The sequence below is a fragment of the Streptomyces physcomitrii genome (assembly GCF_012273655.1).
Taxonomy (GTDB): domain Bacteria; phylum Actinomycetota; class Actinomycetes; order Streptomycetales; family Streptomycetaceae; genus Streptomyces; species Streptomyces physcomitrii.
On record NZ_JAAWWP010000014.1, the window covers coordinates 152,362 to 172,968 of the forward strand.

Below are 20,607 nucleotides of genomic sequence, written 5' to 3' on the forward strand. Positions count from 1 at the left end.
CTCGCCGCTCAGCGGGTGGGGTCCGGTGGCGCGGCGTACGGGCTGGTCAGTGGGTGAGTCCGGCCGTCGCGGTCCGCAGCGCCGCGGCGACGTAGGACCGCACGCGGTCCAGGTGGTCCTGGAAGGCGAAGTGGCCGCCGGAGAGCACCATCAATTCGCAGGGTCCGGTGGTGACCTCGCTCCATTCGGAGAGCGCCTCGACGGGGACGTACGGGTCGGCGTCGCCGCCGATCGCGGTCACCGGACAGGACAGCGGGGCGCCGCCGCGCTCCCGGTAGACGTCGCAGAGTTCGAAGTCGGCACGGAGCAACGGCGAGAGGTGGTCGAGGAGTTCGGGGTTCTGGAAGACGGCCGCGGGGGTCCCGCCGGTGGTGCGCAGCCACTCCCGGAACTCGTTCTCGGGCAGCGTGTGCAGGGCGCGGCCGGTGGTGCGGTGCCGCCGTCCGGGGATGCCGCTGCCGGACTGGAAGAGGCGGACCGGCGCGGGGTAGCCCTCGGCGGCGAGGCGCCGGGTGAGTTCCAGGCTGAGCAGGGCGCCCATGCTGTGGCCGAAGAGGGCGTAGGGGCGGTCCAGGAGCGGGGTGAGGCGGTCCAGGAGGAAGTCGACCAGGTCGTCGACCCGGCGCAGCAGCTTCTCGTCCGACTCGATGCCGCGGCCCGGGAGTTCGAGGGGCCGCACGTCCACGTCCGGCGCGAACTCCCGCTGCCAGGCCCGCTGGTAGAAGACGGCGCTGCCTCCGGCCCACGGAAGGCAGAACAGCCGCACGGGTGCGTCCGGCGCCTGAACGTCCCAGGGGTGACGGACCATCAGCTCTCTCCCAGCTCACTCTTCGGCTTGACCCCTCGACGCTACGGACGGGCAGACGGGCTCCACACCCCTGAGTAACCCCCTCAGAGCCCCAGTACGGACCCTGCTGACAAGGGGATTTGAGGGCACGCCGCCGAACGCCGTCGGACCCGGCGCTCGGGCCGGGTCCGACGGTGCCGCACATGGGCTGACGTACGGTCATATTCCGTACGCAGCAGTCGAGTCGACTAGCCCGCGTGCTCCAGGGTCTCGAAGTGCAGGTCCATCGGCAGTTCCTGGCGGCGGGTGATGTTGAGCTTGCGGTAGACGCGGGTCAGGTGCTGTTCGACGGTGCTCACGGTGATGTAGAGCTTCGCCGAGATCTCCCGGTTGGTGTAGCCGTAGGCGGCCAGCGAGACCACCCGCTTCTCCGACTCGCTGAGCTGGTCGGTGTCGCTCGCACCGGCCTCGACGGGCTCCTTCTCGGGGGTGTTCGGCTTGCGGTCCTGACCGCCCTGACCGGGGAGTATCTGCTCGGCGAGCGGGACGGCCCCGCACTGTGCGGCCAGGTGCCAGGCGCGGCGGGTGACCATGGCGGCCCGGGTCCCCTCCCCCATCATCTGCAGGGAGCGGCCCAAGTCGGCGAGGGCGCGGGCGAGTTCGAAGCGGTCGCCGGAGCGGCGGAGTTCGTCGACCGCGCGGGTGAGCAGCTTGGGGCGCTGGCGCAGCGGGGTGGTGGCCGCCCTCAGCCGCAGGGTGACCCCGCGCAGCCGGGGGCCGCGGGCGTCCGGGGTGGCGAGCTGTTCGAGGACGAAGCGCTCGGCCTGCCGGTGCTCCCCGAGGGCGAGCAGCGCCTCGGCGGCGTCGGTGCGCCAGGGCAGCTGCTGCGGCCGGTCCAGGCCCCAGCGGCGGGCCAGCCTGCCCGCGTCGAGGAACTCGCCGAGCGCGGCCTTGTGGCGGTGCGTGGCCAGGTAGTAGTGGCCGCGGGCGCGCAGGAAGTTGAGGGAGTAGACGCTGGTGAAGAGCTCCTCGGGCACGGAGGTCTGGAGCTGGCGGGCCACCGCGTCGTAGCTGCCCCGCGCGGTCTGCGCGAGCACCAGGGTGGCGAGCGGCCCGAACTGGAAGAGGCCGCCGCGGTCGGCGACCGCCTCCATCGCGGCCTCGGCCTGCTGCTCCGCGCCCGCGAGGTCGCCGAGGCGCAGCTGCGCCTCGGCCTGGAGGTAGCCGAAGACGGCGTTCCAGCCGGGGGCGGCGCTGCCCTCGGGGCGCAGCGTCCGGCACCAGGTCACCGCGCGGTCGGCGTGGTCGGTGTGCACCAGGGTGCGGACCGCCTGGACCATCGGGTCGAAGGTGCTCTGGGCCAGCGGGGTGCCCTCGAGGAGCTTGTCGATGGCCTGTTCGTCTGCCTGGGTGCCCGGGTGGGTCCACAGCGAGGCCGAGGAGCGCAGCTCGGCGGAGACCGTGCGCACCGGCTCGGCGGGCTGCTCGGCGCCGCCCTCCCCGGCGGCCGGGGCGGGCGCGGGCTTGTCCTCGGCGGGCGGCAGCGCGAAGAGTCCGCGCAGCGGGTCCTCCCGGGTGCACTGGGCCCCGCCGCCGGAACCGGTGGCGCGGGCCAGGTACTCCAGCGCCTCGGCGGCCTCCTCGATCCGGCCCTGGGTGACCAGGAGCCGGGCGAGGTGCCCGGCGGCGGCCGCGCCGAGGCGTGCGGCGCGCAGCGCGGCGAGCGGGCCCTTCAGGTGCCCCTCGGCGGCTGCCGGGTCGAAGCGCCAGGTGACGGCGGCGAGCCGCAGGTCGAGGTCCCAGTCGGTGCTCTCGTCCGCGCAGCCGCTGCGGGCCAGTTCCAGGCAGGCCACCGCGTGCCGGGAGTCGTCGCCGGTGACCAGGGACTGCCGGGCGGCCTCGTGCAGCACCCGCACAGCCCGGGGGCCTTCGGCCGTCCCGGCGGCGAGCAGGTGCCGGGCGACGGAGGCGGCCCGTACCCCGGCCTCGTCGAGGATGTGCGCGGCGCGGCCGTGCAGGGCGGTGCGTTCGGCCGCGGGCAGGTCGTCCAGGACGGCGGCGGCCACGGCCGGGTGACTCAGGCGGCAGTCGCGGGTCAGGCCCGCGCTCTCCAGGGCGGTCAGGCCCTGCCGGGCGCGGCTGGGGGTGGTGCCGGCCAGCCGGGCCGCCAGCTCCGGGGTGGCGTGCTCGCCGAGGACCGCGACGGCGCGGGCCAGTTCGCGTACTCCGGAGCCGCTGCGGTGCAGGCAGGTGAGCAGCGCCTTGGTGAAGGGGCCCCCGGCCTCGGGCGCGGGCCACTCGTCCGACTCCCGCTGCGGCAGGGGCTGTTCGGCGAGCAGGGCGCGCAGCAGCAGCGGATTGCCGCCGCTGAGGGCGTGCAGCCGCTCCGCGGGCGGCGCGGCCACCGGGGCACCGGCGTGTTCGGTGAGGAGCGCGGCGGTTCCGGCGGGGCTCAGATGGGTGAGCGGGATCCGTACGAAGCCGGGGTGGCGCAGCAGTTCGGTGCCGAGGACCGGGCTGTCGGTGCGCTCGTGCAGGGGGCCGGTGAGGATCAGCAGGATCCGCTGGCGGCGCACCACGCGGGCGAGGTGGAGGAGGTAGCCGAGGGAGGGCCCGTCGGCGTGCGGGAAGTCGTCGACGCACAGGACCACCGGTGCGTCCTCGGCCGCCTCGGCGAGGGTCTCGGCGAACTCCTGGTGGGTCGGGATGCTCCGCTGCTGTCCGTCGCGCGGGGCCAGCGGGGCGAGCAGCCGCCGCAGCAGTCCGTGCGGGAGTGCCTCACCCTCGGCGCCGCCGCCGTACAGGACGCGGGCCCCGCGCTCCTGGGCGAGGTCGGCGCACTCCTTGAGGAACTCGGTGCGGCCGCAGCCGACCGCCCCCTCCAGAAGGACGATTCCGGCCGTCCCGGAAAAAGTTGAGTCGAGCGCCTTTTCGACGCGTGTGAATTCCTTGTCACGGTCGTAAAGAGTCACGGACCGCCTCCCCCGAAGCCAAAGTTTTCCTACCGGTCAGCCGCGCTCTCATCCTACGAACCGGTGAAGGGGCCCCCGGTGGCCACAAGTTGCGGGACATCTTCTGACGCCGGGCACACAGAGTTCCCACACAGCGGGCATTCCGGGGCCGGGGCCTCGTGATAGTGGCCTGATAATTCTGGTTACGCCTGGCCGAAAAACCGGGGACGGTACACCCGTTGGGCCAGGTAGCGGCACCGCGGCGGCATGAGCGGCCACCGAGGACGACCTGAACGCGAGGTTCCATTCGCGGGTACGGCGTGTGCACCGGGCGCCGGGGGAGGGTCCCGGCCGGATGTCCGACGGCCGGGATAGTGACGAGGCACACATCACCGCTGACTTCTTACTGCCAGCCCCGGCGCGCCGCCTGGCAGTAAGTCCCGCCGACACATACCCCGTTGGCGCCCCGCACACACCGAGGGGCCGCCGGGAACAGTGCGTTCGCTGTTCCCGGCGGCCCCTCGTGCGATGTCCGGTGCGGCCGGCGGACCCTCAGGCGGAGGCCGCCGCGCCCGCGGCGTCCCCGTCCAGTACGGCCAGTTCGGCGTCCTTGAACGGCGGTGCGGTCAGCGGCTCGTGGGACTTGCCCTTGCGCAGGGCGGCCACCAGGTGCGGGGACTCCAGGCTGCTGACGGGGGCGGCGAGCGCGGTCACCTGCATCGCGGCGGCGCTGACCACCGGGTCGTGCAGGGCGGCGGTGCTGAGCAGGTCGGCGAACTGCTGCTCCTGGTCGCCGCGCGGGGCGATCCGCGGGTCCTGGGCGGTGACCTTGGTGCCCGGATAGCAGATGTCCTGGGTGGTGGCGAGCAGCCAGGGATCGTCGACGACCTTGGCGACCTTCTGCAGCACGGCCTGGACCATGCCGGGGGCCAGTCCGCTCCGGCCGAGTTCGGCGTTCAGGGCCTTGGCGCTCAGCGCGGAGCAGCTCATGCCGTGCCCGTAGACCGGGTTGAAGGCCGCGAGGGCGTCGCCGAGGACGAGCAGCCCGTCGGGCCAGTTCGCCACCCGGTCGTAGTAGAGGCGGCGGTTGACCGTGGAGCGGGAGCCCTTGACCGGGCCGAGCGGCTCGGCGCGCTCCAGGAGGTCAGCGAGGACGGGGTGCCTGAGGCCGCGGGCGAAGTCCAGGAAGGAGTCGTCGTCCGTGGGCGGCTCGCCGCCGCGGGTACCGGCGAGGGTGACCAGCCACTTGCCGTCCTCGATCGGCACCAGGGCGCCGTTCTGGCCGGGCTTGCCGAGTCCGGGTGCGGCGGCGATGTTGACCATCGGGAAGCCCTGGGCGACCGGCGCCGGGGCCTTGAACACCCGGGTGGCATAGGCGATCCCGGAGTCGACGACGTCCTCCTCCACCTGGTCCAGGCCCAGTTCGGGCAGCCAGCGGCGCAGCGCGGAGGCGCGGCCGCCCGCGTCGACCACCAGGTCGGCGGCGAGCTCGGTGCTCTCCCCGGACCTGTCCCGCAGCCGGACACCGGTGACCTGCCCGGCGCCGCCGAGCAGGCCGAGCACCTCGGTCTCCTGCCGCACGGTGATCTTCGGCTCGGCGAGGGCCTGGCGGCGCACCACCCAGTCGAGCAGGGCGCGGCTGCAGGTGACCATGAACTGGCTGCCGGAGAAGCGGTGCTGCCAGCCGTGCGGGGTCAGCCAGACCACGTCCCGCGGCAGGTAGAGGCGGTGCGCGCCCTCGGCGATGAGCTGCTTGACGGTGCCGGGCAGTACGGAGTCGATGGCGCGGGCGCCGCCGGACCACAGGAGGTGGGCGTGCCGGGCCTGGGGTACGCCCTTGCGCAGTTCGGGGCCTTCGGGCAGCACATCGCGCTCGATGACGGTGACCTTGTCCAGGTGCCGTGCGAGGACGGCGGATGTCAGCATTCCGGTCAGACCGCCGCCGAGAACGACGGCGTGCGTTTCTCCGGTCATGAGATGGGTGACCCTTCCGTCGGCCGCGGGCACGGGGAATTTCTCCCGGACATCACGTGCGGCAATTCCGATCCCGGCGACGCTAGCACCGGCGCCGAAGAGCGCTGAACCCCTAGCCGGAGCGGTCGACCCCTAACACATACCGGTCATCCTGGCGCCCCGTCCGCGCCGTTGCCAGGATGTGGGCACGCCTGCCGGAAGGAGAGAAATTCATGCTGGATGAGGCGGCACTGAAAGAGCTGATCCTCGAACACACCAGGCGGGTCAATGCCGGTGATGTCGAGGGCCTGCTCAAGCTGTACTCCCCCGAGGTCCGTTTCGAGGATCCGGTCGGAGCCGGCGCCCAGCAGGGCCATGAGGCGCTGCGTGCCCATGCCACCGGCGCGGTGACCAGCAACGCCGTGGAGATCGCGGGCAGGCCGGTGGCCGCGCAGGACGGGCTGCACGCCGCGGTCCCGGTCACCGCGACGATGGACTATCTGCCGCTGGGGCCGGTCCTGACCCGGTACGGGGTGCTGCCCACGCCGGCCGATCCCACCGGCCAGCGCATGCAATTCCAATTCCTGATGGTGATCCGGGCGGGCGCCGACGGACTCATCGAGGACATGCGGGCCTATTGGGGTACGAGTGACGTCGCTCTCGTCGACGCGGCACAAGGAGGAGCACATGCTTGACGAGGCGACGCGGAAAGAACTCGCGCTCGAACACTGCCGCCGTATGACGAGTGGCGACGTGGACCACATGCTCGGCCTCTATACGAAGGACGTGCGTTTCGAGGACCCGGTCGGCTCGGTTCCGATGATCGGGCACGACGAATTGCGGCCGCATTTCCAGCGGGCCGCGGAGGCGAAGACGGTCGATGTCGCCGGAATTCCCGTCGCCGCTCAGGACGGAATCCATGTGGCCATCCCGGTCGCCGTCTACATGAATTATCTCCCGCTCGGCCCCACGCTGACGAAACACGGCTATCTGGACAAGCCAACCAACCCGTTTCAGAAGCGCATCAAGTTCGATCTCACGAGCATTTTCCGCACCGGCTCGCACGGCCTCATCGAGGCGGTGTGGGTCTATTGGGGAAAATCGGACCTGAGCCTGCTCGACCCCGGCGAGGAATGAGTCCGCCGGGTTGCCCCCGGAAGAACACTGCGCCGCCCGCTCCGGAACACCCCGGCACGGGCGGCCTCTTCGTTCCTCCCGGCCTTCCCGCCGCGTGGGCATGTCCCGGCTTTCCCGGACACAGCGGTACGGCCCGGACTCCGCGGGAGTCCGGGCCGTACCGCTGTGTTCCCGGCCGAGATCAGGGGGCGAGGTCGCGCCTGCGGAAGAGGGCGGCACCGGCCGCCGCGAGCACTACGGCCACCGCGAGCAGGACGATGAAGGGCAGCGCCTCCGCCTCGGCCGCGGGCAGCGCGGGCAGGTGCGTGAACGGCGAGAGGTCGCGCACCGCCTGCGGCAGCTTCAGCAGTCCGCCGAGCTGTCCGACGACCAGGCACAGGGCGAGTCCGCCCCAGGCGGCGCCCGAGGTGAGGCCCGGCACCGCGCCGAAGACGACGACCACGAACCCGGCGAGGACGAGCGCGGCGGGGGCCTGGGCGAGCGCGGCGCCGGTCAGGTCGCCGAGGGCCTGACCGACATCCGAGGTGGCGGCGCCGTAGGTGAGGCCCGCGGCGAGTCCGGAGACGAGCAGCAGCGCCACCACGCCGAGCACGGCGACCAGGACATGGCCGGCGACCCAGCGGCCCCGGCTCACCGAGGTGGCGAGCACGGCCTCCAGGCGCCCCGAGGTCTCCTCGGCCCGCAGCCTCAGGAGCGCCTGCACGGTGAACCCGGCGGCGACGGCGCCCACCATCACCATCATGGAGGCGAAGAAGACGCCCGCGGGGTCGTCCGTACCCCCGCCGCCGATCTTGCCGAGGGTGTCGGTGAGGTCGGCGTTGTCCTTGAGGGCGTCGGCGGCCGACTTGCCGATCGCGCCGATGGTGGCGCCCAGGACGGCGATGCCGACGAGCCAGCCGAGCAGGGCGCCGCGCTGGAGGCGCCAGGCGAGGCCGAGCGGGCTGAGCAGGGCCCGCGGCGCCTCGGCCGGTCCCGGCCGGTCCGCGAGGAGGCCCGCACCGAGGTCGCGCCCGGCCGAGAGCCGCAGTGCCAGCCCCATGGTGAGCAGCGCGAAGGCGAGCGGCAGGGCGAGCACCCACCAGCGCTCGTCGCCGAAGGGGTGCACCAGGGTGCCCCAGCCGATCGGCGAGAGCCAGGACGGCCAGGCGCTGTGGACGACCGTGCCGTTCTCGGTGACGTCGCCGAGCGCGTCGCCGACGCCGCGGATCAGGAAGGCCGCGCCGATCACCGCCCCGGCAAGGGAGTTGGCGCCGCGCGCGGTACCGGCGAGCTGGGCGGTGACGGCGGCGACACCGGCGAAGGCGAGGCCGACACTGGCGACGGCGGCCGCCGCGGCGAGCGAGCCGCCGATCGGCAGACCGGCCAGCGGCAGCACGATGCCGAGGAAGATGAACAGGCCGATATTGGCCTGGAGGGCGAGCAGCAGGGCGGCCATCAGACCGGCCTGGCGGCCCACCGGCTGGGCGCCGATGAGTTCGGCGCGGCCGGTCTCCTCGTTCTGCCGGGTGTGGCGCACCACGGCCATCGTGCTCATCAGGGCGGCGAGCACGCACAGGTAGGAGAAGACCTGCACCATCGAGACGGCGCCCTGGCTGCTGCCGACGGGCGCGCCGCGGGTCAGCAGGAGCGCCGGGTTGTCCGAAAGCAGCTGGACGGCGTCGACACGCGCCTTCTCGTTCTCATACGTGCTCTTGACGCTGTTGGCCGCGCTGTAGGCGAGGGCGGCCGTGCCGTACATCCACACCGCGAGCTGGATCCGGTCGCGCCGCGTGGCGAGCTTCAGCAGCGCCTGCGTACCGGTGTAGGGGGACTTCTCGCTCATCGGGTGGCCGCCTCCGCCTTCGCGCGGTCCGCGCCGCCCTTGCCGCCGTCGCCGTCGGCGCCGTCCTCGGCGGGGGCGTCGCCGTAGTGGCGCATGAACAGCTCCTCCAGGGTGGGCGGGGCGCTGTTCAGGGAGACCACGCCGAAGCCGAGGACCTTGGCGAGTACGGGCTCCAACTGGGCGTTGTCCACGTCGAGTTTCAGGTGGTTGCCCTCGGCCACCGCGTTGTGGACGCCGGGCAGCTCCGCGAGCCCGGTGGCCGGGCGCTGCGTCTCGACGCTGAGCGAGGTGCGGGTGAGGTGGCGCAGCTCCTGCAGGGAGCCCGATTCCACGGTGCGGCCGCGGCGCACGATGCTGACGCGGTCGCAGAGCGCCTCGACCTCGGCGAGGATGTGGCTGGAGAGCAGGACGGTGCGGCCCTGCGCCTTGACCTCCTTGACGCAGCTCTGGAAGACGGCCTCCATCAGGGGGTCGAGTCCGGAGGTGGGCTCGTCGAGGATGAGCAGCTCGCTGTCGCTGGCGAAGGCGGAGACCAGGGCGACCTTCTGCCGGTTGCCCTTGGAGTAGGCGCGGCACTTCTTGGTCGGGTCGAGCTGGAAGCGCTCGATCAGCTCCGCCTTGCGGGACTTGTCGATGCCGCCGCGCAGCGTCCCGAACAGGTCGATGGCCTCGCCGCCGCTGAGGTTGCGCCACAGGCTGACGTCGCCGGGGACGTAGGCGAGCTTGTGGTGCACCTCGACGGCGTCGGCCCAGGGGTCCTTGCCGAGCAGGGTGGCCTTGCCCGCGGTGGGCTTGAGCAGGCCGAGCAGGGCACGGATGGTGGTGGACTTACCCGCACCGTTGGGGCCGAGGAAGCCGTGGACTTCTCCCGTCCGCACGGACAGGTCCAGGCCGTCCAGCGCACGGAACTTGCCGAAGTCCTTGGTGAGGCCTTCCGCGGTGATTGCGTACTCGTCGGGCGCCAACGCGCACCCCTTTCACGGTGTGGTGTGGTCGAGCATCGGGGCCAGGTTGCCGCGTCGGCAATCGAGCACCATCCGGAACCGGACAGTCAGGGGTGTTTACGGGTGCAAGCTAGGGGTTGACCCGGCGAGAGCCCCCTCGGGAACGTTGCACTAGTCACGAATCTTCGAGGAGTGTCATGCCTGCCTCAAAGTCTTCCTGCCCCGTCGCGCACGGGCCCGTGCGTGATTTCCCCTTCACCCCCGTCGACGGCCTGGTCATCGAGCCGGTCCTGGCCGAGCTGCGCCGCGAGGAGCCGATCAGCCGGATCCGCCTGCCCTACGGCGGCGAGGCCTGGCTCGCCACCCGCTACCAGGACGTACGCAACGCGCTCGCGGACCCGCGGCTCAGCCGCGCGGCGGTGGTGAACGCGGACGTCCCGCGGCGCCAGGAGATGCAAGTGGGTCCCGAGGGGATCATGTACATGGACCCGCCCGACCACTCCCGGCTGCGGCGCCTGCTCACCAAGGCCTTCACCCGGCGGCGAGTGGAGACGCTGCGGCCCCGGGTGGCCGAGATCGCCGCCGAACTCGCCGGGGACCTGGCCGCCCAGGGCAGCGGCGGGGACCTGGTGTCCACCTTCTCCTGGCCGCTGCCCACCCGGGTGATCTGCGAACTGCTCGGGGTGCCCTACGAGGACCGCGAGATCTTCAGCCGCGGCGCGGACGCGCTGATGCAGGGCGACACCCTGCCGCACGCCGAGTTCACCTCCCGTATCAACGAACTCTGCCTGTATCTCGCCAAGTTGATCGCCCAGCGCCGGGCGCAGCCGACCGAGGACATGCTCACCGCGCTGATCCAGGCACGGGACGAGGACGACCGGCTCAGCGAGCAGGAGCTGATCTCGATCTCCGTGGTGCTCCTCGCCGGCGGCCACGAGACCACCGCGAACCAGATCACCAACTTCCTCTACACGCTGCTGCGCCACCCCGGCCAACTCGCCCTGTTACGCGAGAAACCCGAGCTGATGCCGCAGGCCGTGGACGAGCTGATGCGCTACATCCCGCTCGGCACCGGCCACCACGCCGCCATGATCGCGACGGAGGACCTGGAGATCGGCGGGCAGCGGATCGCCGAGGGTGAGTCCGTGTATGTACACATACACTCGGCCAACCGGGACGGCGAGTTCTTCGAGAACCCGGACGAGCTCGACCTCGGCCGCGAGGACAACCACCACATGGGCTTCGGCCACGGGGTCCACTTCTGCGTCGGCGCCCAACTCGCCCGGATGGAACTGTCGGTGGCCGTCGAATCCGTACTGGACCGCTTCCCCACCCTGGAGCTGGACATCGAGGACGAGGCGATCCGCTGGCGCTCCAGCCTGCTGGTCCGCGGGCCGCTCGCGCTGCCGGTGCGCTGGTGAGCGGCGCGGGGACGCCGACCGCGCGGGAGGACACCGGCGGCGGGACGCGGGACGGTGACTGGGAGGTCAGCGTCGACCGGCTGTCCTGCACCGGCACCGGCATGTGCGTCCACGCGGCGCCCGCCTTCTTCGGCCTGGTGGGCGGCCGTTCGCAGGCGCTCGGCTCCCCCGTGGAGCCCGACGAGACGGTGCTGGACGCCGCCGAGAACTGTCCCCTGGAGGCCATCCGCGTCACCGAACGGGCCACCGGACGGGTGCTGGCGCCCGAGGAGTTCTGACCGGGACAGGACGAAACGCCCACCGGAACCGGTTGCACCGCGATTCACGCCAGAGAACACCGGGCCCCCTCGGAGCACTCCGAGGGGGCCGTTCCGCGTTCGGTACGGCCCCCGGCGCACCCGGTACGCGAGCCGCCCGCCCCGCGGTGTGCGCGGGGCGGGCGGCCAGGAGCGGGCTCGGTGGGAGCGGGCTCAGAAGGAGTAGCGCATCACGCGGTTGTAGTGCCGCAGCGCCGGTATCGCGTTCATGATCTTGCAGACCACGCGGGAGGTCCACGGCATGTGCGCGATATAGGGCGAGCCGAAGAAGGTCCAGGCGTCGTGGTGCTTGACGCCCGGGTGCCACTGCTCCAGGGAGGCGGGCTCGGCCAGGCCCCAGACGAAGCGCTTGCCGGAGGCCTTGACCGTCCAGTGCTTGTTCATCGCCTTCACCGAGAAGGGCGTGTACGCGTCGAAGATCAGCTGACCGCTCGGGAACACCGAGAAGAGCTTGCGGATCAGCCCCTTGACCTCCTCCTCGGTGAAGTACACGAGCAGGCCCTCGGCCACGATGACGGTGGGCCGGTCGGTGGGCACCTGCTCCAGCCACTTGAGGTCCATCACCGAGGAGCCGATGACGTGGTGGTGCTCCCGCTCGGGGAAGAGCTGCGCGTACAGCGCGGCGATCTCCGGCAGGTCCAGGTCGTACCACTCCACGGAGGCGGGCGGGTCCATCCGGTGGACGCGGCCGTCGAGACCGGTGCCCAGGTGGAGCACGACCGCGTCCGGGTGGGTGTCCAGGAAGCTCCGGATCCAGCCGTCGATCAGCTCACCGCGGATGGCGAGGCTGATGGCGTCGTCGTCGCGGATCTTCAGCTTGGCGTAGTCGTACTCGATCGACTCGCTGACCGTGATCGCCATCCGGTCGTTGAGGATGGGCTTGGCCGACTTGGCGTCGTGGGCGCGGGAGTAGAGCGCGATGAGGAGGTTCTCGGTCTCGGCGGTGAACTGCGCCGGCTTCGTCTCCATGGATTACCGTTTTCCGTTTCGTGAGGTCGGTACGGCGCCGTCAGTTCGCCGGGACCCGGGCGAAGGCGGCCAGGTCCTCGGCCACCGCGCGGGTCACCTCCGCCTGGCGCGGCGTCAGATAGAAGTGGCCGCCGGGGAAGCTGCGGAAGGTGAACTTCCCGCTGCTGAGCTCCTGCCAGGCCTGCGCCTCGGGGATGCTGACCCGCGGGTCGGACTCCCCGGTGAGCACGCTGACCGGCGAGGTCAGCGGCGGCTGGGTCCCGTCCGGCCGGTAGCGGTAGGTCTCGATGGCCTTGTAGTCGCTGCGGATCGCGGGCAGCACCATCCGCAGCAGCTCCTCGTCGGCGAGCAGACCGGTGTCCGTGCCGCTCAGCGCGCGGATCTCCGCGATCAGCGCGTCGTCGCCGCGCTGGTGCACGTTCTCCTCGCGGTGCACCGTGGGCGCCCGGCGCCCGGAGGCGATGAGCCCCTGCACGGGGGCGCCCTCGCGCTCGAAGCGGCGGGCCAGCTCGAAGGAGAGCACCGCGCCCATGCTGTGGCCGAAGAACACCAGCGGCCGGTCGTGCCAGGGCCGCAGCGCCTCGAACACGGCGTCGGTCAGCTCCTGGACGGTGCCGAGCAGCGGCTCGCCCCGCCGGTCCTGGCGGCCCGGGTACTGGATCGCCAGGACGTCGGCGTGAGGGGCGAGCGCTGCCGAGAACGGGAAGAAGAAGGACGCGGAGCCACCGGCGTGCGGCAGGCACACCAGGCGTACCGGCTTCTCGGGTGCGGGGTGGAAGCGCCGTACCCACAGCTCGTCGTCGGCGTCCTGACTGCCCTGTGTGCGCTGCGTGCTCATCGGGGAGCGTTCTCCTTCGTCCGGTTTGTCGTGCGGTGTGCTCAGACGCCGATGTCGGTCATGCCCCAGAACACGCGCATGCTGTCGATCTTGCCCTCGGGGGTGAGGGTGAAGACGTCGACGGCGTTGATCTTCACACGGGTGCGGTTGGGGTCGAGGATGTTGGTCATCTCCGCGGCCAGGGCGACGGCGACGGACTTGCCGTCCTGACCCGCCGACAGGTGTCCCGGCTCGATGGTGACCTCGGCGGTGACATTGCTGTTGAAGTACTCGCGCTGCGCCGCGCGGCCCTCGCGGACATCCTTGCCGACCGGGTCCTCGATGGTGGCGTCCTCGGTGAACATCTCGACGATGGCGTCGACATCGCCCTCGTTCACCTTGCGGAAGTATTCCGCGACGATCTCCTTGCGCTTCTGCTCGTCCTGCATGAAGTCCTCCTGTGGTGAAGGTGGTTGACGTACGGCCCGGGCGGACCGCACGCGTCGTACGGGTGCCGGGACACCGGCTGACGTGCTGTCAGATCCGGTGCGGCTCCCGCTGGAACGGGTAGGTCGGCAGGTCCACCCGGCGCGCTCCCGAGCCGGTGAACACCGCGGTCCAGTCGATACGGGCACCGCCCGCGTAGCGCTCCCCCGCGAGGCCGAGGACCTCGCGGGCGCCGGCGGCTCCCGCCTCGAACGCGGCCGGGTCCGCGGGCGCCGCGTCGGGCTCGGCCCAGGCCGCCGCCCAGAACTCCGGGTCGCCGAGCCGCTCCGCGGTGAGCGCCTCGCCCCCGGCGGTCAGCAGCCGGTGCGCGGGCTCGGCGATCTCCGCGGCCCGCAGCACCCGTGGTACGGACTGCTCCCCCACCGCGAGGGCGGCGAGCAGGGCCACGGCAGCGTCGAGCCCGAGGGCCCCGGCGGCGTGCGCGGCGGCGAGGGTGCCCCGGCCGTGGCCGCGCAGCACCGAGGGCGCGATGCCCCAGGCGTCCAGGAGCCGGTGCAGCGCGACCTCCGCGGCGAAGGCCTCGGCCGCCTCGGGCAGCGGGGCGGGCAGGGTCACGTCCAGGTGGGCGTGCACCTCCTCCCAGGCCTCCGCGAACACCGGGAAGGCCGCCCGCAGTTCGGCGCTCTCCGCCGCCCGGCCGGTGAACAGCAGCGCGGTACGCGGCACTTCGGCCGGGGCCGCGACCAGGCCGGGACGCTCCTCGCCCGCGGCCAGGGCCCCGAGTCCGTCGAGGAGTTCGGCGCGGTCGGCGGCGACGACCACCGCGCGGTGCCGGAACAGGGCGCGGCCGGTCGCCATCGAGTACGCGTAGTCGGCGGGGTCCCGCTCGGGGTTGCTCCGCACCTGCTCGTCCAGCTGCCGGGCCTGGGCCCGCAGCGCCTCGGGGGTGTGGCCGGAGAGCGGCAGCGCCACGGCGCGGGCCCCGGTGCTCGCCGGGTGCTCCGGGGCCGCGGGTGCCTCCTCGATGATCAGGTGCACCTCGGTGCCGCTGGCGCCGAGGGAGGAGACGCCCGCCCGGCGCGGTCCGCCGGTCTCGGGCCACGGGGTGGCCTCGGTGACGAGTTCGACGGCGCCCGCCGACCAGTCCACACGGCTCGCGGGCTCCTTGATGTTGAGGGTGCCCGGCAGCAGCCGGTGGCGCATCGACAGGACGGCCTTGATGACCCCGGTGACGCCCGAAGCGGCCTGCGGATGGCCGATGTTGGACTTCACGGTGCCGAGCTTCAGCGGACGGTCCGCGGGCCGCTCCCGCCCGTACGTGGCGAGCAGCGCCTCCGCCTCGACCGCGTCGCCGAGCGGGGTGCCGGTGCCGTGCGCCTCGACCGCGTCGATCTCGGCCGCGCCGAGCCCGGCGTCGGCCAGCGCCTCGCGGATCAGTCGCTGCTGGGAAGCGCCGTTGGGCGCGGACAGGCCGTTGCTCGCGCCGTGGTGGCCGACCGCGGAACCGCGCACCACGGCCAGCACCTCGTGGCCCAACTCCTGTGCCCGGGAGAGGCGTTCGACGAGGATCATCGCCGCGCCCTCGCCCCAGCCGGTGCCGTCCGCGTCCTCCGAGAAGGGCTTGCAGCGGCCGTCGGCGGCAGCGCCGCCCATGTGGTGCCAGGCCACCGGGCTGGACAGTACGGTGACGCCGCCCGCCAGGGCCATCGCGCTCTCGCCCCGGCGCACCGACTGCACCGCCAGGTGCAGGGCCACCGCGGAGGAGGAGCAGCCGGTGTCCACGGTGAGGGCGGGGCCGTTGAGGTTGAGGGCGTAGGCCAGCCGCCCGGAGGCGAAGGCGGGGCCGATGCCGCTGCCCAGGTGCGGTTCGCTCTCGGCGGGGATACGCGCGCCGGGCATGAAGCCCTGGTAGCCGAGCCCCGCGAAGACGCCGACCTTCTCCTCGGCCAGCTCCCCGGGGTCGACGCCCGCGCGTTCGAAGGCCTCCCAGGCGATCTCCAGGAGGATCCGCTGCTGCGGGTCCATGACCAGGGCCTCCTCGGGCGAGATGCCGAAGAAGGCGGGGTCGAAGTCGTGGATGCCGCTGAGCAGTCCGGCCTGGTCGAGAAGGCGTACGGCCTGCGGGTCGCCGTCCGCGGAGAGGGCCGCCGCGGCGGTGTTCCAGCCGCGGTCCGCCGGCAGGTCGCCGACCAGGTCCTCGCCCGCGGCGACGGCGCGCCACAGCTCCTCGGGGCTGGTGACGCCGCCGGGCAGCCGGCAGCTCATGCCGACGATGACGACCGGGTCCTCGTGGTGCGCGCCCGCGGCGACCGGGGCGGCACCCGCGGGCGCCGACTCCTCCTCGGTGCCGAGGAGTTCGCCGCCGAGGAAGCGGGCGAGCGCCAGCGGGCTCGGGTGGTCGAAGACGAGGGTGGTGGGCAGCTTCAGGCCGGTGGCGGCGCTGAGCCGGTTGCGCAGTTCGACGACGGTGAGCGAGTCGAAGCCGATCTCGCGGAAGGCGCGGCCGGGTTCGACGTCCTCGGCGCCCGCGTGCCCGAGCACCGAGGCGGCCTCGGTGCGCACCAGGCCGAGCAGCTGTGCCTCGCGTTCGGCGGGCGTGCCCGCGCGCAGGCTGCGTACCAGGTCGGATGCGGACTCCTCGGCCTGCTCGGGGGCGGCGACCGCGGCCGGGGCGAGGGCCCTGCGGACCTCGGGCAGCCCGGTGAGCAGGGCGCTCGGCCGCTCCGAGGTGAAGCCGGGCGCGAACTTCTCCCAGTCGACGTCGGCGACCGCGACGAAGGTCTCGTCGTGCTCGACGGCCTGCCGCAGCGCGGCCAGCGCCCGCTCGGGCGCCATCTCGCCGACTCCGCGCCGGCGCATGTACTCGCCCGCGCCCTCCAGCGCCATCATGCCGCCGCTCCAGCCGCCCCAGGCCACCGAGGTCGCGGTGAGCCCGCGGGCCCGGCGCTGCTCGGCGAGCGCGTCGAGCCAGGCGTTGGCCGCCCCGTAGGCGGTGTGCCGACCGGCGCCCCAGACGCCGGAGCTGGAGGAGAAGAGCACGAAGGCGTCGAGCTCGCGGTCCCCGAGCAGGGCGTCGAGGTGGCGTGCGCCCTCCACCTTGCCCGCGGTGAGCTGCACGAAGTCCTCGTACGAGGTGTCCGTGGCGAGGGTGGACTGCGGCAGCCCCGCCGCGTGCACCACCGCGGTCAGCGGCGCGGACTCCGGGACGGCGGCCAGCACCGCGGCGAGTGCTTCGCGGTCCGCGGCGTCGCAGGCGGCGAGGGTGACCTCGGTGCCCGACTCCCGTATTTCGGCAGCGAGTTCGGTGGCGCCGGGGGCGTCGGCCCCGCGGCGGCCGGTGAGGACGAGGTGGGCGACGCCGTTGTCCGCGAGCCAGCGGGCCAGGTGGGCGCCCACTCCCCCGGTGCCGCCGGTGACGAGCACCGTGCCGCGCGGCTGCCAGACCCGCTCGGGCACGGCGTCGTGCAGCGGGCGGCGGGCGAGGCGGCGGCCGAAGGTGCCGGTGGCGCGGATCGCGACCTGGTCCTCCTGCTCGATTCCGGCGAGCACCCGGGCGACCCGGCCGAGCGCGCGCTCGTCGAGGGTCTCCGGCAGGTCGATCAACCCGCCCCAGACGGCGGGCTGTTCGAGGGCGACGGCCCGGCCGAGGCCCCAGAGCGCGGCCTGATCGGGCTCCGCCGGGGCGTCGCCCTGACCGACGGAGACGGCACCGCGGGTGGCGCACCACAGCGGGAGGTCCACCGAGGCGTCGGCGAGTGCCTGCACCAGAAGGAGAGTCGAGGCGGCGCCGTTCGCGGCCCCGGTGCCCACCAGCGAGAGGATGCCGCGCAGTTCGGGCAGGGTGGCGACGGCCTCGGCGAGCTGCCCGGAGAGCGCGGTGCGGCCGAGGGCGAGCGGATCGGTCTCCAGGACCACGGTCTCGGCACCGTGCGCGGCGAGGCCCGCGGCGAGCAGCGCGGCCCGGCCGTCGCTCTCCTCCTGCCCGGTGACCAGGAGCCAACTGCCCTCAAGGCGGGCGGCGGGCGCGGTGAGCGGCTTCCAGGTGATGCCGTAGCGCCAGGAGTCCAGGGTGGAGCGCTCCCGGTGCCCGCGGCGCCAGGAGGCGAGGGCGGGCAGCAGTTCGCCCAGGGCGGTACGGGCTTCCTCGGTGGCCAGGCTCGGCACGGTCCCGGTGAGCGCGGCGAGATCCTCGCTCTCGACGGCCGCCCAGAAGGCCTCCTCCACCTCGTCGGCGGCGCTGGCGGCCGGGGCCTCCGCCGCCGCCGGGCTCCCGGACTCCAGCCAGTAGCTCTGCCGCTGGAAGGCGTACGTCGGCAGGTCCACCGCCTTGGCCCCACGCCCCGCGAAGACCGCGGTCCAGTCGAGGGCCACACCACGGGTCCAGGCCTCCGCGAAGGAGGTCAACACCCGGCGTGCGCCGCCCTCTTGACGCCGCAGCGTCCCCTGCGCGAGGACCTCCACACCCACATCGTCAGAGGTCTCACTGATGCCGTACGTCAGCACCGGATGCGCACTCGACTCCACGAACACATCGAAACCGTCGGCGATCAGGGCACGTACGACCGGCTCGAAGCTCACCGGGCGACGGCAGTTCTCGAACCAGTACGAAGCATCCAACTCGGCACCGGACAGCACCTCGCCGTTGACCGTCGAGTAGAGCGGGACGGAGCCCTCGCGCGGCTCGACGAACGACAGCAGCTCCAGGATCCGCTCGCGCAGCGGGTCCACCTGCGCACAGTGCGAGGCGACCGTCGAACCGATCACCTTCGCCCGGACACCCTCCGCCTCCAACTCCGCCACCAGCTCTTCCAGAGCGGCGACTTGACCCGCGACCGTCACCGAACGCGGACCGTTGTTCCCCGCGATCGAGAGCGCCTCACCCTCACCGTTGAACCGCGCGATACGCGACTCGACCTCGGCGGCGGGAAGAGACACAGAGGCCACCGCGCCCTTGCCCACCAGCTCGTCCGCGAACAACTGCGAACGCAGCACGACCACTTGGGCCGCATCTTCAAGCGACAGAGCGCCGGAGACGGCAGCAGCGGCGATCTCGCCCTGGGAGTGGCCGACCACCGCGTCCGGGGTGACCCCGACCGACTGCCAGACGGCGGCCAGCGACACCATCACGGTGAACAGCACCGGCTGAAGGATCTCGATCCGGTCGAGCGACGGGGCCTCGTCCGCACCCCGGACCACCGACTCCACCGACCAGTCCACGAACGCCTCGACAGCGCCCGCCACTTCGGCAAACCGGGCCGCGAACACCGGCGAGGAATCGAGGAGTTCGACCGCCATCCCCGCCCACTGCGAACCCTGCCCCGGGAAGACGAACACCGTCTTGCCGGAGACGGAGGAGACGCCCGCCACGTCCGGTGCCTCAAGTCCCGTACGCAGGTGCTCGGTTGTGGTGCCGAGGACGACCGCGCGGTGTTCGAAGGCGGCGCGGGTGGCGGCGAGGGAGTAGCCGAGGTCGGTCGCGCCGAGCGCGTCGCGGCCGCTCACGTAGCGGCCGAGGCGGGCGCGCTGGGCCTCCAGCCCACCGGCGCTCTTGGCCGAGACGATCCAGGGCACCAGCGGGTCGCCGGAGAAGAGGGCGGGCCGCGGCTCGTCGGTGTCCTCGGCGGCCGGGTCGGGGGCCTCGGGGGCCTGTTCGAGGATGGCGTGGGCGTTGGTGCCGCTGAGTCCGAAGGAGGAGACGGCGGCGCGGCGGGGCCGGTCGCTGCGGGGCCAGTCCCGGGGTTCGAGGAGGAGTTCGACGGCCCCGGCGGACCAGTCGATGTGCGGGGACTTCTCCTCGATGTGCAGGGACTTGGGCAGCTTGGCGTGCTGGAGGGCCAGCACGGTCTTGATGACACCGCCGACGCCCGCGGCGGCCTGCGCGTGGCCGATGTTGGACTTGATGGAGCCGAGCAGCAGCGGCGGGTTCTCGCCGCGCTCCTTGCCGTACGTGGCCATCAGGGCGTGCGCCTCGATCGGGTCGCCGAGGCGGGTGCCGGTGCCGTGCGCCTCGACGGCGTCCACGTCCTGGGGGCTGAGCCGGGCGTTGGCGAGCGCCTGGCGGATCACGCGCTGCTGGGCGCGGCCGCTGGGGGCGGTGAGGCCGTTGCTGGCGCCGTCCTGGTTGACGGCGGTGCCGCGGATGACGGCGAGCACGGGGTGGTTCCTGCGCCGGGCCTCGGAGAGGCGCTCCAGGAGGAGCAGGCCGACGCCCTCGGACCAGCCGGTGCCGTCGGCTCCGGCGGCGAAGGCCTTGCAGCGGCCGTTGAAGGCCATGACCTGCTGCTCGCTGAAGCCGACGAAGAGGCCGGGGGTCGCCATCACGGTGACGCCGCCGGTGAGCGCCATGGAGCACTCGCCCTGGCGCAGCGCCTGCACCGCCTGGTGGAGGGCGACCAGGGAGGAGGAGCAGGCGGTGTCGAGGGTGACCGCCGGGCCTTCGAGGCCGAAGGTGTAGGAGAGGCGTCCGGCGATGACGCTGGCGACGCCGCCGGTGACCAGGTGCCCGGCGACGCCCTCGGGGACGTCGGTGAGGTTCTGGCCGTAGGCGGGCTGGGTGGCGCCGACGAAGACGCCGGTCGGGCTGCCCTTGAGGGTGCCCGGGTCGATGCCGGCCCGTTCGAAGGTCTCCCAGGCCGATTCGAGCAGCAGCCGCTGCTGCGGGTCCATGGCGAGGGCCTCGCGCGGGGAGATCCCGAAGAAGGCGGGGTCGAACTCGTCGGCGTTGTGCACGAAGCAGGCCTCGGTGGCGACGCTGCCGCCCGCCTCGGGGCCGTGCAGCTCGTCGAGGTCCCAGCCCCGGTTGACCGGGAACTCGGTGACGGCGTCGCCGCCGCCGAGGACGAACTCCCAGAGTTCTTCCGGGGATTCGAGGCCGCCGGGGTAGCGGCAGCTCATGGCGACGACCGCGATGGGCTCATGCGGCGCGTCGGCGAGACGGCGGTTCTGCTCGCGCAGGTTCGCGGTCTCGGTCAGGGATGCCCGCAGCGCTTCGACGAGCTTGTCCGAAGAGGTACTTGGGGTACTCATGGCTTGGTTCTCCGCT

At 72.9% G+C, this 20,607-nt stretch carries 13 protein-coding genes; 4 read left to right on the forward strand and 9 right to left on the reverse strand.

All coding sequences use genetic code 11. From position 1 onward, the window contains the following. Nucleotides 1–46: 46 nt before the first annotated feature. The 3 genes from HFV08_RS21995 to HFV08_RS22005 all read right to left on the reverse strand — a co-directional run bounded on the left by HFV08_RS21995 (nt 47) and on the right by HFV08_RS22005 (nt 5,712). On the reverse strand, nt 47–808 hold the full coding sequence (locus tag HFV08_RS21995; protein ID WP_168541664.1) for a thioesterase II family protein: 762 nt from the start codon (nt 806–808) through the stop codon (nt 47–49). Between the two features lie 227 nt (nt 809–1,035). After that, nucleotides 1,036–3,759, reverse strand: a complete 2,724-nt coding sequence (locus HFV08_RS32395) for a helix-turn-helix transcriptional regulator (RefSeq protein ID WP_168541666.1) — start codon at nt 3,757–3,759, stop codon at nt 1,036–1,038. Between the two features lie 531 nt (nt 3,760–4,290). Further along, nucleotides 4,291–5,712, reverse strand: coding sequence for an NAD(P)/FAD-dependent oxidoreductase (locus HFV08_RS22005; protein ID WP_168541668.1), 1,422 nt, complete (start codon nt 5,710–5,712; stop codon nt 4,291–4,293). A 212-nt stretch (nt 5,713–5,924) separates the two neighbouring features. On the opposite strand from HFV08_RS22005, the gene HFV08_RS22010 reads away from it, so the two are divergent. Then, on the forward strand, nt 5,925–6,386 hold the full coding sequence (locus tag HFV08_RS22010) for a nuclear transport factor 2 family protein (RefSeq protein ID WP_040246039.1): 462 nt from the start codon (nt 5,925–5,927) through the stop codon (nt 6,384–6,386). Further along, the gene (locus HFV08_RS22015) at nt 6,379–6,828 is read left to right on the forward strand and encodes a nuclear transport factor 2 family protein (RefSeq protein ID WP_040246040.1); all 450 of its coding nucleotides are present in this window, start codon (nt 6,379–6,381) and stop codon (nt 6,826–6,828) included. Before HFV08_RS22010 ends, HFV08_RS22015 begins: the two co-directional genes overlap by 8 nt. A gap of 181 nt (nt 6,829–7,009) precedes the next feature. Here HFV08_RS22015 and HFV08_RS22020 read toward each other — a convergent pair whose 3' ends face one another. Further along, nucleotides 7,010–8,650 (reverse strand): ABC transporter permease, encoded by a 1,641-nt coding sequence (locus tag HFV08_RS22020; protein ID WP_168541670.1) that lies wholly within the window; start codon nt 8,648–8,650, stop codon nt 7,010–7,012. Further along, nucleotides 8,647–9,615, reverse strand: coding sequence for an ABC transporter ATP-binding protein (locus tag HFV08_RS22025; RefSeq protein ID WP_168541672.1), 969 nt, complete (start codon nt 9,613–9,615; stop codon nt 8,647–8,649). Before HFV08_RS22025 ends, HFV08_RS22020 begins: the two co-directional genes overlap by 4 nt. Before the next feature lie 176 nt (nt 9,616–9,791). On the opposite strand from HFV08_RS22025, the gene HFV08_RS22030 reads away from it, so the two are divergent. Together HFV08_RS22030 and HFV08_RS22035 are read left to right on the forward strand one after the other, a co-directional pair. Continuing rightward, nucleotides 9,792–11,015, forward strand: a complete 1,224-nt coding sequence (locus HFV08_RS22030) for a cytochrome P450 (RefSeq protein WP_168541674.1) — start codon at nt 9,792–9,794, stop codon at nt 11,013–11,015. Beyond that, a complete protein-coding gene (locus HFV08_RS22035) occupies nt 11,012–11,293 on the forward strand; it encodes a ferredoxin (protein ID WP_312885779.1) in 282 nt (93 codons plus the stop codon). Before HFV08_RS22030 ends, HFV08_RS22035 begins: the two co-directional genes overlap by 4 nt. 192 nt (nt 11,294–11,485) lie before the next feature. Here HFV08_RS22035 and HFV08_RS22040 read toward each other — a convergent pair whose 3' ends face one another. The 4 genes from HFV08_RS22040 to HFV08_RS22055 form a co-directional block, all read right to left on the reverse strand. Further along, nucleotides 11,486–12,301, reverse strand: a complete 816-nt coding sequence (locus HFV08_RS22040) for a class I SAM-dependent methyltransferase (protein WP_168541676.1) — start codon at nt 12,299–12,301, stop codon at nt 11,486–11,488. A gap of 40 nt (nt 12,302–12,341) precedes the next feature. Continuing rightward, nucleotides 12,342–13,139: a thioesterase II family protein gene (locus tag HFV08_RS22045; protein ID WP_281373523.1), complete on the reverse strand. Its 798-nt coding sequence runs from the start codon at nt 13,137–13,139 to the stop codon at nt 12,342–12,344. Nucleotides 13,140–13,180: 41 nt separating this feature from the next. Further along, the gene (locus HFV08_RS22050) at nt 13,181–13,567 is read right to left on the reverse strand and encodes a nuclear transport factor 2 family protein (protein ID WP_168541677.1); all 387 of its coding nucleotides are present in this window, start codon (nt 13,565–13,567) and stop codon (nt 13,181–13,183) included. Between the two features lie 88 nt (nt 13,568–13,655). Further along, nucleotides 13,656–20,549, reverse strand: coding sequence for a type I polyketide synthase (locus HFV08_RS22055; RefSeq protein WP_446696845.1), 6,894 nt, complete (start codon nt 20,547–20,549; stop codon nt 13,656–13,658). Between the last annotated feature and the right edge of the window lie 58 nt (nt 20,550–20,607).

Excerpts from the sequence above, each read along its gene's own strand:
- HFV08_RS22005 (WP_168541668.1), bottom strand. The coding sequence starts at position 5,712 with ATGACCGGAGAAACGCACGCCGTCGTTCTCGGCGGCGGTCTGACCGGA.
- HFV08_RS22040 (WP_168541676.1), bottom strand. The coding sequence starts at position 12,301 with ATGGAGACGAAGCCGGCGCAGTTCACCGCCGAGACCGAGAACCTCCTC.
- HFV08_RS22010 (WP_040246039.1), top strand. The coding sequence starts at position 5,925 with ATGCTGGATGAGGCGGCACTGAAAGAGCTGATCCTCGAACACACCAGG.
- HFV08_RS22030 (WP_168541674.1), top strand. The coding sequence starts at position 9,792 with ATGCCTGCCTCAAAGTCTTCCTGCCCCGTCGCGCACGGGCCCGTGCGT.
- HFV08_RS22045 (WP_281373523.1), bottom strand. The coding sequence starts at position 13,139 with ATGAGCACGCAGCGCACACAGGGCAGTCAGGACGCCGACGACGAGCTG.
- HFV08_RS22020 (WP_168541670.1), bottom strand. The coding sequence starts at position 8,650 with ATGAGCGAGAAGTCCCCCTACACCGGTACGCAGGCGCTGCTGAAGCTC.
- HFV08_RS21995 (WP_168541664.1), bottom strand. The coding sequence starts at position 808 with ATGGTCCGTCACCCCTGGGACGTTCAGGCGCCGGACGCACCCGTGCGG.
- HFV08_RS22050 (WP_168541677.1), bottom strand. The coding sequence starts at position 13,567 with ATGCAGGACGAGCAGAAGCGCAAGGAGATCGTCGCGGAATACTTCCGC.
- HFV08_RS22015 (WP_040246040.1), top strand. The coding sequence starts at position 6,379 with ATGCTTGACGAGGCGACGCGGAAAGAACTCGCGCTCGAACACTGCCGC.